Origin of the sequence: Dyella sp. (assembly GCF_035503745.1) — a bacterium.
In the GTDB taxonomy this organism is placed as follows: domain Bacteria; phylum Pseudomonadota; class Gammaproteobacteria; order Xanthomonadales; family Rhodanobacteraceae; genus Dyella_B.
Genome location: NZ_DATJTC010000031.1, coordinates 1 through 12,791, shown reverse-complemented (window position 1 = coordinate 12,791; position 12,791 = coordinate 1). Strand labels below are relative to the sequence as shown.

Below are 12,791 nucleotides of genomic sequence, written 5' to 3'. Positions count from 1 at the left end.
CTGTGCATGGCCGCTTCCTGACTTGGCGAAGGTTTCTTACTTTGCGCCGTACTAAGCGTTCCCAAAGCCTTCCATGCCAGGCTCTTCCCGTTCAATAGATGGAATCGATATGGGCGGCGGGAAAGGCTCCTTCGCAAGATACGATCGCATTGCCGTAAGCTTTCACTGGCTGAGTGCGACATTGGTCGCTCTTGCCTATTTTTCGATTGAAATGCGCGGCTCTCACACGGACCCTCATCGATCGTGGTGGATAGGTGCGCATGTTTGGATCGGCACCGTGCTATGGCTGGTCTCGCTGGCAAGGCTTGCATGGAGACTCTGGCGTGGCGCGCCTGCTCGTGCCGCTGAAACGGTCATCTATGCGCGCCTCAGTCGGATCGTGCATGGGCTGCTTTATGCATTCGTTCTCGTGCAGCCTATACTTGGCATGCTTATCTATAACCTTGATGGCAAACCCATTCCGCTTGCCGGCTATCCTTGGCCCATCCATCTTGTCGGCCCGGTTCCCGCACTGTGGCATCGCGTCAAGGAGATTCACGAATTCATAGGAAATGCGTTTTACGGTGTCATAGGTCTACATGCCTGTGCTGCCTTGTATCACCACCTATGCCGCGGCGATGGCACGATGCGCAGGATGAGTTTCGGCTAATGCGGTCGCGATGGAACTGACCGAAAATCACTCTCCACCGGCGTTTTTCCGGCGCAACCTAGACAGGCGGTGAAATGGAAGCATGAAAGCTTCCGCTCTCCACCATCATATGGAGCTTCATGGATAGCGCGTTGAGCGCTGCATCGGCCAGCACCAGCCCAAGACCGGTATGGACGCCGGCGTCGCGCCCTTTCCGCCAGAAACGCTGCCGCATCAACTTGACATCCTCGGCGGTCAAGTTGGGCGCCTCGTTCACGACAGACCAATTGTTCGCCACGCAACGAAGCAGAATCTGGCTTCCCGTCGGCGCATAGGCCACGGCATTGCTAAGCAGATTGGAAAGCGCGACATCCAGTAAGGCGGCATCAGCATGCCAGATCACCTCGGAAGAAATCTCCTCGCGCACGCTGAGATTGCGCTCCCGTATACGCGCCCCGTACCTGTCAACCAGTCTCTTCGTGAGGACAACCATGTCGATGCGCTCCACCTGGGCCACTTCCAGCCCGGCTTCGATCCGTGTCAGCATCAGTAGTGCGGCGACGATGCTCTGCATTTCCTTGCCGATATCGCCTATGTCCGCGAGCAACGCACGCAGATCCTTTCCACTTGGGTAGCGCAGCTCCACTTCAATCGCCGTGCGCAATTCGGTCAGCGGCGTTCGCAGCTCATGAGCTACCCCACTCGCGAACTGCCGCTCGCGCATCAGCCCTTCCTCCATACGCGAAAGGACTTCGTTGAAGCGGGTGACCAGCGGCGACAGCTCCCGCACGTGAGCATCGCCAAGACGGACGCCGGGACTTTCAGGGCCAATACTGTCCATCGCGTCTGCCAGGCCGATCAGCGGACGAAGACCCCGCGTTACGAGTATCGGCGTTAGCACGGCCACCACCAGGAAACCGAGAATCACGCACCCGAATTCGATGCGGTCCATGGACTCCTGAAAGTCCAACACTTCACGGCGATCGACCGCCAGACCGAGCGCGCACGCCGTATCCGCGCCATAAGCGTTGTGAGGAGCCGCATGCTTGAGGTCGCCCGCATAGCCAGTAGCTGGCATGCCGCTTGAGAAACGAAGCGTTACGGCCCGAAGCTCGACGCCGTTACGGTCGGCCATATCCGCAAACATTACTTTCTTATCCGCGGAGGGCGCAGGCCACGCCAGCGTGTTAGCCACGCTAGAAGAAGCTACTTGCTGACCGTCGCAGCCGATGCGGTAATACACCACGCCGTCGTCGGATAGAAACGACGGCATTTTAAATGCATCCAGTGGCGTGGACGATCCATTGTGCCGCGCGGCGAAAACGTCTGCCAAGGCCTGCGCTCTTTCCAGCAGATTGTTGTCAGCCCGTTGCGCGACCTCATCATCGACGCGGAAGTCGATGACCATAGTGGCAGTACCCAGCGTCAACAGTATCGCCGCGATCAGAAGCACGGTAATGCGAAGGTGCAGCGATGCAGCTTTCTTCATCATGTCGCGGGCGATAAGTAAACCATCTCCGGCGTCAGGCATTGGCTATCAGGTAACCAAACCCACGCCGATTCTGCACCAGGTCTTTGACGCCCGACTGCTCCAGCTTCTTGCGTAATCCAAATACCAGCACCTCCACGCTTCGATCCGATGCGCTGGACTCCGTACCCGACAACCGGTCAAGGATCTGGCTTTTGGAAAACGCCCTGCCGCGATGCCTCAGTAGCAGCTCGAGCAGCGAGAACTCGCGTGGCGTAAGCGCCAAAGGTTCCCCATGCACATGGATGGTACGGGCAACCGGATCCAGAGCGAGCGATCCGAGGGTAAGCTGCAAGGATTGCGCATCCTTCGAACGGCGCGACAACGCATGCAGGCGTGCCAGTATTTCGTCGAAGGCGAATGGCTTGACCATGTAATCGTCGGCACCGCGGTTGAGCGCCTCGACGCGATCGGATACCTGGTCGCGCGCCGACAGCACCAGCACGCGCGGACGTACCTGACGCCCTTGAAGGTGACGAAGCACGCCCATGCCATCCACGCCCGGCAGACCCAGATCCAGCACAATCAACTCGTATTCATAGGTGTCCAGGTGCTGGCATGCGAGAACGCCGTTGGCGACGGCATCCACCGTAAAGCCTGCTCCGGACAAACCGCGACCGAGGGAGTCGCGCAACCGGGTTGAATCTTCAACGAGGAGGACGTTCAAGGCGTTGCTCCATGAAACGGACGATTTCGGCAGAGCCGGCAAGCACAATATCGCGAAACATTAGGACAATGCGCGGCAGGGTAAGTGCCCTCCGTTTCCGCGCGAGAAGAGCCTGGTGAAGCCCGGCTGGACACCATTTACCTCAATATTTATCAGCCTCGTCGATACAACCGGAGGCGTACTCCACTCCAAACATCATCGCGCGCGTTCGCACCGACGCGCGCCATAACGCGCACGTAACGCTCAACTCAGCTACCCCAAAGATTCAAGCCCCAAACTAACAATGCGCATGCCGAAAGCCCTACGTAAGCCGGACATATCCTGGCGAAGCGCAGGGCGCGATCCATGTGCACTTTATACCCGTCCGACGGCCTGATGCGTTGCTATGCCCAAGACGGTCATTCGACTCCGCAGCTGCCGCACCGCGTAATGACGAGGGGACTACGCATGCCAGTGGACTGTCCCGCACGTCAGCTGTGCTGATGCCCGGATATAGCGCTCTGATGCGGCCGCGCACGCCATGGCGCCTTTCTACACATACGCGCTCGCCGTAACATTCTTCCGGAACATTTCATGCCGAACGATTCCGCAGCCGCGGACAACGTCGCACACCAGGCGAAACACTCAACGTGGCCAGGGCTTTTCGGCCTGATTTTATTGGGTCTTCTTCTTGGTTTCTCATTTCAAGGTACACGCGGACTGTGGAGTCCTGATGAGGGACGTTACGTCGATGCGGCCCTGGAGATGATCGACTCCGGCAATTACATCGCACCTGCTTACAGTCCCGATGAGGTCAACTTTTCAAAACCTCCCACCACGTATTGGATTCTGGCTGCATCCTTCAAGGTGTTTGGCCGAACCACCTGGGCGGCGCGCATCCCCTATGCCATCGCTTTTGTATTGACCTTGCTGACGCTGTACGGCGTTGGGCGCGTGCTGTTGCCGGATAGGCCATGGTTGCCAGGGTTGATCTACGGCTGCGCTGCGTTCCCGCTGTTGGCGAGCAACGTTGTCAGCACGGATGCCTTCCTGACTCTGTGCGAAGGCGTTGCCATGTGGGGCTTCATTAGTGCCGCATTCGCTGCGGACGCTCGCATCCTCAAGCGGTACGTGCTTTTGTTTTGGCTAGGCTTGGGAGCCGCCTTCCTTACCAAGGGTCCACCGGGCCTGCTTCCGCTTCTGGCAATCATTCCGTTTCTCGTTCAACGGGACGGTTGGCGCGGACTGAAGCCCTACTTCACCCTACCCGGCATCCTGCTGTTTTTGCTGATAGGGCTTTCCTGGTACGCCGTGGCGGTCGTGCGCTATGCAGGTCTCTTGCACTACTTCCTGCATCAGGAGTTGTATCAGCGCATATTCACTTCGGTACAGCACCGCAACCCCGGGTTATTCGGCTGGGCGGTAGCCTACCTTCCTACGCTCGTCCTCGGCGCGTTGCCCTGGTGGCCACTGTTGATGCGGCATTCCAGTGCCTGGGCATCCAGCGCCATGGACAGCGCCCTTCCGTCTTCCCGTGGCCTCGTGCGGTTCCTCACGATGTGGTTCTCGATACCCTTCGTAGTGTTCTGCCTCGCCCAGTCCCGACTCCCACTCTATCTATTGCCGCTTTTTCTACCACTATCGCTACTAGGTGCATGGGCACTGCGCGACCGGCTGAATTTGCGTAGCCCACCTCAAGCTGCGATGCTTGCGTTATGGCTGCTCGGCCTGATCGGGGTGAAGGCTGGCACGGCCTATTTCATCCATTCGGCCAAGGATAATCGCCTGATGGCGCGGCAACTTGACGCCATCGCCAATCCGCGCGCATACGAGACCATCATCTTCGTGCAAGAAACTGGCGTGGACTATGCCGTCGAGGAAGATGTTCCGTGGGGACTTCGGCTCTACATGGGCAAGCCCGTGTATGGGATACCGTGGCTGGCGTCGAAAGGAGAAAGTGCGCTTTGCCACGCCCTACGCGCTTCGAGCACGTCGCTGCTAGTGATCGAGCCAAATTTGAAACCCAACGACATCAATGCGGTCATCGGTCGCTGCGTAGATGGAACAATTATCAATCATGGATCGTGGCGAGGCCGTAGGTTGGAGCTCGTGCAACCATAACGACTGGCTCGATATATACAAGTATTGGCGTGTCGAACGAACATTTCATTGCCGGATCGCCAATAAAAGCTTGTCACCATGTTGTGCGGCGTTTGCCCTAGAACTGATGTCAAACCTGCGTACGAATCATCATAAAATTAGCCAAAAAGCCTTCTATCGTCCACCAATCTTCTTTCGACCAGTTAACGTCAAACTAAGCCACTTCTAAGATTCAACTTGGTGGATCGTTGGATCTTCTTGCCAAATAAAGAAGTTGATAGAAGAGTCGATAACGATTTGGCAGCACCCAACAACCAGAGGATTTGCTATGAACATTTCATCCGTCGGTTCTTCGCTCTCAACGCAAACCACGGGCAAACCCGAGAGCGCGGAAGTTCCAGGCGCACCGGATCATGATGGCGACGCTGATGACAGCTCAAAGAAGGCGTCTTCGACGCCGGCAACTGTTCAACCTCAATCTACGGTCAATTCATCCGGGCAAAGGCTGGGGCAATTGATAAACGCATCGGCGTGATAACGAATGCTGGCTCAACCTTGGTACGTATCGAGGTTGAGCCAGCATGGCTGTCCTCTGCGCTTGATAACGATCGGCGAACTTCAATAGGACGTAGTCGGCTCGCGTAGCATTTCGCTGGAAGAACGGCCAGTGCGGAACTGCCGGCAAACACCGACTATGCCCCCCGGACTGAAGCAGCAGTAACCACTCCAGGGCGGGATCGATCTCCTCAGTTAAACGAGAACTTCGCTGATCGCAAAGCACTACAGGCGACGCCCGGTGTGCTGCCAGCAAGTGAATTGCGTATGCGTCGCCTCTCGGACGGGCCTGCGCGCGAATTTGCCCCGGAGCTGGCCCGGAAGAGCCGTGGCCTGGGTGTACACATGGATTGCTGCGGCTTCATAAAGCCCATTGCGAACCGCGACGTCTTTAACTGCGACACCTAACCATGCCGCATCAACCTTTATGGATGGTGTATGAGGTACACCATCCCTTGGCGTTGACGACTTTTCCGGGGAACAGTTGGCAAGGGCCGTAACCGGATTTGCTTCCGCTATAGAACTGGCAGTTTGCGCAGGTGCTGCCGGCTTTGTACAGCGCGCTCTTGGTCGTTGTCGCATCTTCCACATAACCAAGCGCTTTTGCCGTGGGATCTGCGTCGGTGACGTGCATCTGATCATCGGCGTGCGCAAATCGAGTCAACGTCGCGGTCGCCGCCACGGCCACCGCCGCTGTGGCCAGCTGCAGGAATCGACGGCGCCCCGGGTTGCTTTCGCTGTGGTGAGACATGAGACCTCCAATAAGGGTATGTGGCTCAAATGCCGTCCTTTCGAACCTGCGCCGTATAAATACCTTTCCACTGGCGTTCGTGCGACGTACGCCAACCATAGCGAACCCGATCTCACGCCTGCTTGATTTGAATCAAATCCATCCAAACCGATCCATCGCAAGCTCACCCGTAACCGCCGGGGATGCAAGCCAATGCAAAGCGGCATCGACCTCTTGTCGATGGCAATCGTCACCAGGCCTCCGTACGTCTTTCACGATTACCGCGGCAGTTCATGGCAAGCCGCATGGGAGTGTCCGATGATCATCGAATATGTGCGTACGGCTGAAACACCGCATCGGCGCGTTGGTGCCCTGCTGGCTTGCGCGGTGTGCATGCTGGCGGTGCTTTTGCTGGTCTTTCCGAACCGCGCGGACGCCATTCCGGCGTTTGCGCGGCAGACTCACCAACCGTGCGCGGCCTGCCATATAGGCGGTTTTGGTCCGCAGCTGACGCCCTTCGGGCGGCAGTTCAAACTCTTGGGCTACACATTGAAAGTGGGCAACGATACGAAAGTGCCCCTGTCGCTCATGCTGGTGGAAACCTACACACAGACCCAAAAGGCACAAACATCGCCTCCAGCCAACGGCTTTGGCACCAATGACAACACGGAGCTGGAGCAAGCTTCGGTCTTTGTTGCCGGCCGCATTACCGAAAACCTTGGCGTGCTGGCGCAGGCTACTTATTCTCAAAACGGTGGACTGCTCGGCTGGGACAACAGCGATCTTCGCTATGCGCGGAGCTACAACGTGGATGGGCATCCGGCCATCTGGGGCCTTTCCCTCAACAACAACCCGAGCGTCACGGATGTCTTCAACACGGCGCCCGCATGGCAGTTTCCGTACATGGCGCCTGACCTCGCGCCAGGGCCGCCGGCCACGCCGATCCTGATGGGTGGACTTGCGCAGCAAGTCGTCGGGCTTAATGCATATACGCAGATCAACGGTGCACTATACCTTGAGGCGGGTGCGTATCGGTCATTGTCGCCCGCGTTCCTGCGCGATGTGAATGCCGATTTCAACGGGCGGCTATCGGGCGCAACGCCGTACGCGCGCGTTGCGTATACCTGGAATCTGCCAACCGGCAACGTCGAGGTGGGCGGCTTCATATTCCACGCGGCCCGCGGCCTGGTAACGACCAATGCGCAAGGAAACGTCGTTGCCGCCGGCGGCCCGACCGACAAATTCACCGATTACGGAATCGATACCAGCTACCAGCTGCTCAATGGCAGCAACCACATTCTTACGGTTAACGGACTCTACCTGAGCGAACAACAGCAGCTGGATGCGACCTATCCGGCGGGTGGATCGTCAAATTTGCACGACAACCTGCACGCGTTGAATGTCAATGCGAGCTACTGGTACGAAAACACATGGGGTGTAACGCTCGGCGCTTTTGCGGATGACGGAAGCAAAGACCTCACGCTCTATGGCAATAACGGGAGTCCAAATACCAACGGCGGCGTGGTGGAGTTGAATTGGAATCCATTCGGGCAGGCGGACTCATGGGCGCAGCCGTTCTTGAATGTCCGTTTCGGCCTGCAATATACGTGGTACACCCGATACAGCGGGCTGGTGTACAACGTCGATGGCATGGGTAGAACTGCTGCGGATAACAACACGCTCTTCCTGTATACGTGGCTCGCGTTCTAGGCTTGATCTCTTTCTACTTCACGAGCACGTACCGACCTTAGTTTTGACTCCACGGCTCTTCTCGCCCTCGATGAAACCCGCCGACAACCGGATGGACAACGTGGCCAGCCGAAAGCTCGTTTGTCGCCAACCAGCTATTGGACACGTTATATCGCTACTTTAAAAGGGCGGCACGGGCACAAAAAAAGCATTTCCCCCACCCGGAACGGATGACAGGAATACAAGTAATGCTACATTTACACCTTCGCCAGGAGTGTGCTTGACGGATATCCGCACTCGTCATCATTTCACACAGAAAGGATCGCTCTTCGCTCATGAAGAAATCACTTGTCGAAGCTCTGTCCGGATTGAAGCATCTACCGAACAGAACTCCAGAGATGGCGTTCGGTGATGACGCCAGCGAAGCATTTGCCGAGGTCGCACCGTATCGCGACGGTGCCGTGTATGTAAGCTACTACTCCGGCTCCAGCGAATGGGAGCGCCACCCCAACGGCGACGAAGTTGTCATGGTGCTGGACGGGACCACCACCATCGTTCTGCTGACAAATGCCAAGGAAGAGCGGTTCACCCTCGCCCAGCATGAACTCATCGTTATACCCGTAGGTGTCTGGCACCGTTTTGAAGGATCCGCCCGACTCAAGGTGATGACCATCACGCCCCAGCCTACCGAACATAGCATCGAAATGCCGTCTGCTTAGACGCGTTCCTGGCGGCTTCCGCTGGGTTGCGGCAAGCAGCCGTTTGCCATATGCAAGTAACCATAGCGATCATGAGTCCTAGAGACTCGCTTTCGAACGCGTTTACATGCGATAACCCGGCTTCTTGTAGAGCTTTCCCACCGGGCAATGGACTATTCGAGTTGCCAGCTGTCATCACCCTCCACCAGTGTTCCGCCATGGCTGGTCTGACATCCCACATACGTAATACCCTGCCCGCCGAACGTGGACGGCGAGCCAGTGGTGATAACAGCGCCGCAACTGGTGTGGTCACCGACGCAGGCGGCGGCACGGCCGTTGACAGCGACACCGCTGGCGCCAGTGGTCACGGTGCCATCGCCGTGGATGGGACAGGAGTGGCGGTGACCAACAAGAACGATAGCAGGCATGACGGTACCCTCCCTACGGTTTAGCTGCGGTGCCACCCGAAGCCGGGGTGTCGACAAACTCAATGCTCTCCAGCAGCTTGATGACCTGTGGCAACGTGGTCTCCTTGAGCCACATCAAATAAGCCACGTTTTGAATGGAGCCGCAGAGTGCTAGCTGCTTGTGGGGTATGCAGAAGCTGAAGGCGCGCGTGCGTCGCTTTTCGTCGCCATTGATGTCGTCCTGCGTAACGCCACCGCCATCCCATCCTTTGCCGTGTAAGGCGTAGAACGTGGTGTGCTGTTCTTTGAGGCCGATGTTGTCGGGGGACGGATCAAGCGCCCATCCTTTGTCCGTCATTCGGATACCCGCACGATCCACGTAGATTTCGGGCGTTACTGGATTCTGGCAACTAAACTGAATCCATGTCTCGAATGGATGACGAGCTTTGGGGCTGATTTGGGCGAAATAGGCTGCCCCACCGGGACCCGAAGTTCGCCCCCGGAAGGGATCGGCCATCTTGAAATGGCATCCATCAAAATTCCATTCATGCCCTTGGATTCCCTTGGTGCTCGGTTGCTTTGCACAGGCAAGCGTTGCCTTACAAGCTAATAAGGCGAGCATTACAATATGCGCCTTCATCACGGCCTCCTCCGCTCGTAGCCTTCCGGCATCTCGTCCTGGTGCCCTTGCGCATGAGGAAACACGCGATAGTCACCCAATACCACCAACGCATTCGTGTACGCCTGATACCGCGCCACGATGCCATTGACCTTGGCAATGCTCCTCACGTCCTTCACAGGGCTTCCAAAATTCACCGTGGCGGCAACTTGTCCAAAAGACTCACAACTGTAATAGGTGTGCGCTACACCGCCGACGATCTGAACTTCTCGCTTGAGTGCCGACGACAAATCGGCGAACTGCGCTGCATTCGTCCATGCCCAATATGCACCTGCGCCATCGGCACTATCCATGTAGCGTGTATCAGCCATTTGGTCGCGCCACTGCCTCATCTCTTCTGTCAACCCGGGGTGCTTGCCGTTCTGCAAGGCATCATTTTTCCCCTCCGCATGCGCCTTGGTAGCAGCTTTGCTCAGCTCATTCTTAAGTGATTCACTAATCGCTCGACCACGGAATCGCCAATATCTGATGTAGTTGTCTGGCCCAGTCAACTGCAAAAAGCCGCGACCATCCCATGGCGAGTACCAGGCACTACTGTTGCCCTCGTACAGCTTGCCGAACCATTGGGTTTCCTCGACGGCATTGCCAAAGAATGAGGCCATGCGCAACGGGCTTGACGCGATACCGAATTTACGCAGAGCCTTGTTGAGTTCAACGCGGGTGCTGCCGATTACGTCTCGCGCCTGCCTAGTGACCGTCACCGGCTCCGATGACCAGTCATGGTTAGCTTTGCGCAGGATCGACATCGGCAACAATTGCGTTATATCGCTCTCGCTCAACCATCCGCACTTCTTCAACGTCTCCACAAACAGCTTTGGATGGAAGTGATAGTGCACCTTGTCTAGTGGTAGCCCTGCGGCCTCGGCATCCTCCCAAAATGCCAGTGCCGAGTGATGACGCTTGAACTTCTCATACGCCTCCGGCGTAAGGTACACGCTCAGCAACACATTAGCTGGCACGTCGCCCGGTGCGCTCTTGACCCAACTCCATCGCGTATCGAAGTCGCCCCGCGCCCACTCGGTGGGCATCTTCACCACGCAGCGCCTGAGGCGTTCCCGGACAGCCGGCTCGTTGCAGCCGATATAAGCGCGCAGCAGTCGATCGCGTTGCTGTTGCGCGAGTGTCGGCGGCGCGGCTACGGGTGCAGCCTGATCTGACTGGGCTTGGCGTGGATCGGACGGTGGGGGCAATTGCGCCAGAATCAGCGCGATCAGCTTTTGTGAATCACACCGACTGTTGCCGTCGGTGTCGTCATCGATAAACGTCCAGCCTTGCCATTCGGGGAAGTCGGCATCGCTGTGCGCTTGGATACCGGGCACGTTGAGGTCGATAACCACCTCGTTGCCGTTGAGTTTGATGGTGCGCAGATGCGGCACACGGCCGCGATACTGATCGCTGGCAGCCAAGGTATCGAGCCCCAGCACTCGCCCGAAGCGCATCAATTCATAGCCCGCGCTTGGGCAGCCGGGAAACTGTTTCGTGGCGCGGTCGTACAGGTCGTAGCTGCTTTCGGTGGTAGTGCCCAGCGCCTCGCCGTTGGCATCCCGGGTGGTGAGCGTGATCGTGCCGCCGCTCTCGTTTAGGGAGACGATCAGCTCGCCGGCGATGCGTCCCTTTGGCTTCACCTGCCACATCGCCCAGAGTTCAGTTGGTACATTCTGAGGACGTCGCCCCTCGCCCCAGAGTGCGGGTACCGTGATGGTGCCGGAGCCATTCGGCGGAGGCAGGTTGCGGTTACGCTGGTAGAGGCCGGTGATGGCGTCGAGCCAGCTGTCCTCGCGCATGTCGGGATAGCGCTTGCTTAGCTCGGCGATGCATGTGGCGTTGAGATCACGCAGACGTTGCGGCGTGGTGGCGAATTGCGCCGCGAGGCTAGTTGGCGTGTCGCTTGCGGTGACGGCGTAGGTCACCGTTTGCTCGTACGGGTTACTTGCGTAGTAGGCCGTGCCCGCCGGAACGCGGATATGCGTGCACCCCATACGCTGGTAGTGCGCACCTGGGCTATGGACCCTGTGCTGCGGCCCATGAGCGCGCGCACGTTGGCTTCGTCGGCGACAATTTCCAGATGGATGCGGTTGGGTTGGCCGTAGATGGCGCCGGCTGTGCCAATGGCATCTTTGCGGTAAACCTTGTCACCTTTCGTGAGTGGTCGCTGCTGGGTTTTGGTGTGCGTCTTGCCGTGGGCGTCTTTTTCTTGGGCTTTTTCTCCACGCGACTCTAGCGTATGCAGGTGCTGGTAGATCGAGTAGAACGTGACGTTGACACCCTCGCCAATCTCGGTGGTGTGCTGAAGGATCTCCACACCGTTGCTGGTCCAGCCTTTGTAGTAGAGCAAGGGGTGGGCGGCGACAATGGCAGGATCGGTGTCGTGTGCGGGGATACCGTCACTGGCGCGCGCAAACACCACGGTGCCATCTGCGATGGCGCGGACCTTTTCCGGACTGGTGCCACCGGGTGCCTGCAAGTGGATGCCGCCATGCCAGCCAAATTGGTGGCTCAGTGGAAATGCCCCCTGGCCGGTGGCCTCGCCCAGGGTGTTGCCTGTGCTGTTGTCGTCGGAGCTAACGGAAGTCGGAAAGGGAAGGCTGATGGGCATGGCATCGTCCTGATGTCAGGAGGTCATTCGGAAAGTGGCAGATGAGACAAAAGATCGTTCGGCGAGACGCCGGGTAGCGGACGGCCGTCGAGATGGAAAGCGTGGCCGGTGCCAACGCTCTCTTGCGTGATGGGGCCCTTGAAACGAATAGCGAGACCTTCCAGCGTGACACCACTGCTATCGAGCGTGATGCTGCCGCCCGGCCCACGGATCACCGCACGCTCGCCGGTCTGCAACTGATACCGCTGCGTCTGCCGTTCGATGCTTTGACCGGCGCTGAGCTTGTGATGACCTTGTACGGTCTGCTCGACATGCCCGCCGACGTCGATGAGGTGATTGGCGGTGGTCTTGTCCTTGCGGTGGTTGCCCACGTTCTCGATGCGGTCCTTGCCGGTGGCGATGGTGTGATTGCGCTCGATGGTCAGTTCCGCATCCTGGCCAATCTGATGTCGGCGGTCCTTGCCGATAGTCACCTGTTCGTCGTTACCCACACTCTCCGTGCGGTCATGGCCGATGCTGACGGTTTCGTCGTGCT

At 57.9% G+C, this 12,791-nt stretch carries 13 protein-coding genes; 5 read left to right on the top strand and 8 right to left on the bottom strand.

Annotation, left to right across the window (positions count from 1 at the left end; translation table 11 throughout):
* Positions 1-73 precede the first annotated feature (73 nt).
* Entirely contained in the window at positions 74-649 is a 576-nt protein-coding gene (locus tag VME63_RS12160; protein WP_325433619.1) for a cytochrome b, read from the top strand.
* A 58-nt stretch (positions 650-707) separates the two neighbouring features.
* Here VME63_RS12160 and VME63_RS12155 read toward each other — a convergent pair whose 3' ends face one another.
* Both VME63_RS12155 and VME63_RS12150 read right to left on the bottom strand, forming a co-directional pair.
* Entirely contained in the window at positions 708-2,159 is a 1,452-nt protein-coding gene (locus VME63_RS12155) for a sensor histidine kinase (RefSeq protein ID WP_325433618.1), read from the bottom strand.
* Positions 2,152-2,823 carry a response regulator transcription factor gene (locus VME63_RS12150; protein ID WP_325433617.1) on the bottom strand — a complete coding sequence of 224 codons (672 nt, stop codon included), beginning with the start codon at positions 2,821-2,823 and terminating at the stop codon, positions 2,152-2,154. The genes VME63_RS12155 and VME63_RS12150 overlap by 8 nt, the downstream gene beginning before the upstream one ends.
* A gap of 573 nt (positions 2,824-3,396) precedes the next feature.
* Here VME63_RS12150 and VME63_RS12145 point away from each other — a divergent pair.
* Both VME63_RS12145 and VME63_RS12140 read left to right on the top strand, forming a co-directional pair.
* A complete protein-coding gene (locus VME63_RS12145; protein ID WP_325433616.1) occupies positions 3,397-4,923 on the top strand; it encodes an ArnT family glycosyltransferase in 1,527 nt (508 codons plus the stop codon).
* 307 nt (positions 4,924-5,230) lie between these two features.
* Entirely contained in the window at positions 5,231-5,437 is a 207-nt protein-coding gene (locus VME63_RS12140) for a hypothetical protein (protein ID WP_325433615.1), read from the top strand.
* A 438-nt stretch (positions 5,438-5,875) separates the two neighbouring features.
* Here VME63_RS12140 and VME63_RS12135 read toward each other — a convergent pair whose 3' ends face one another.
* Positions 5,876-6,208: a high-potential iron-sulfur protein gene (locus VME63_RS12135; protein ID WP_325433614.1), complete on the bottom strand. Its 333-nt coding sequence runs from the start codon at positions 6,206-6,208 to the stop codon at positions 5,876-5,878.
* Positions 6,209-6,505: 297 nt separating this feature from the next.
* Between VME63_RS12135 and VME63_RS12130 the strand changes: the two genes are divergently transcribed.
* Together VME63_RS12130 and VME63_RS12125 are read left to right on the top strand one after the other, a co-directional pair.
* Entirely contained in the window at positions 6,506-7,897 is a 1,392-nt protein-coding gene (locus VME63_RS12130) for a cytochrome C (RefSeq protein ID WP_325433613.1), read from the top strand.
* Between the two features lie 314 nt (positions 7,898-8,211).
* Positions 8,212-8,595 carry a cupin domain-containing protein gene (locus VME63_RS12125; RefSeq protein WP_325433612.1) on the top strand — a complete coding sequence of 128 codons (384 nt, stop codon included), beginning with the start codon at positions 8,212-8,214 and terminating at the stop codon, positions 8,593-8,595.
* 152 nt (positions 8,596-8,747) lie between these two features.
* Here VME63_RS12125 and VME63_RS18470 read toward each other — a convergent pair whose 3' ends face one another.
* From VME63_RS18470 to VME63_RS12105, 5 genes are all read right to left on the bottom strand, one after another.
* Complete coding sequence (locus VME63_RS18470; RefSeq protein WP_414648253.1) at positions 8,748-9,002, bottom strand: PAAR domain-containing protein; 255 nt, start codon at positions 9,000-9,002, stop codon at positions 8,748-8,750.
* A 13-nt stretch (positions 9,003-9,015) separates the two neighbouring features.
* Entirely contained in the window at positions 9,016-9,621 is a 606-nt protein-coding gene (locus VME63_RS12120) for a hypothetical protein (protein WP_325433611.1), read from the bottom strand.
* Complete coding sequence (locus VME63_RS12115; protein WP_325433610.1) at positions 9,621-11,570, bottom strand: hypothetical protein; 1,950 nt, start codon at positions 11,568-11,570, stop codon at positions 9,621-9,623. Before VME63_RS12115 ends, VME63_RS12120 begins: the two co-directional genes overlap by 1 nt.
* On the bottom strand, positions 11,567-12,256 hold the full coding sequence (locus tag VME63_RS12110) for a hypothetical protein (RefSeq protein WP_325433609.1): 690 nt from the start codon (positions 12,254-12,256) through the stop codon (positions 11,567-11,569). Before VME63_RS12110 ends, VME63_RS12115 begins: the two co-directional genes overlap by 4 nt.
* Before the next feature lie 23 nt (positions 12,257-12,279).
* Positions 12,280-12,791: bacteriophage T4 gp5 trimerisation domain-containing protein (locus tag VME63_RS12105; protein ID WP_325433608.1), on the bottom strand; the 512-nt coding region annotated here is incomplete at its 5' end.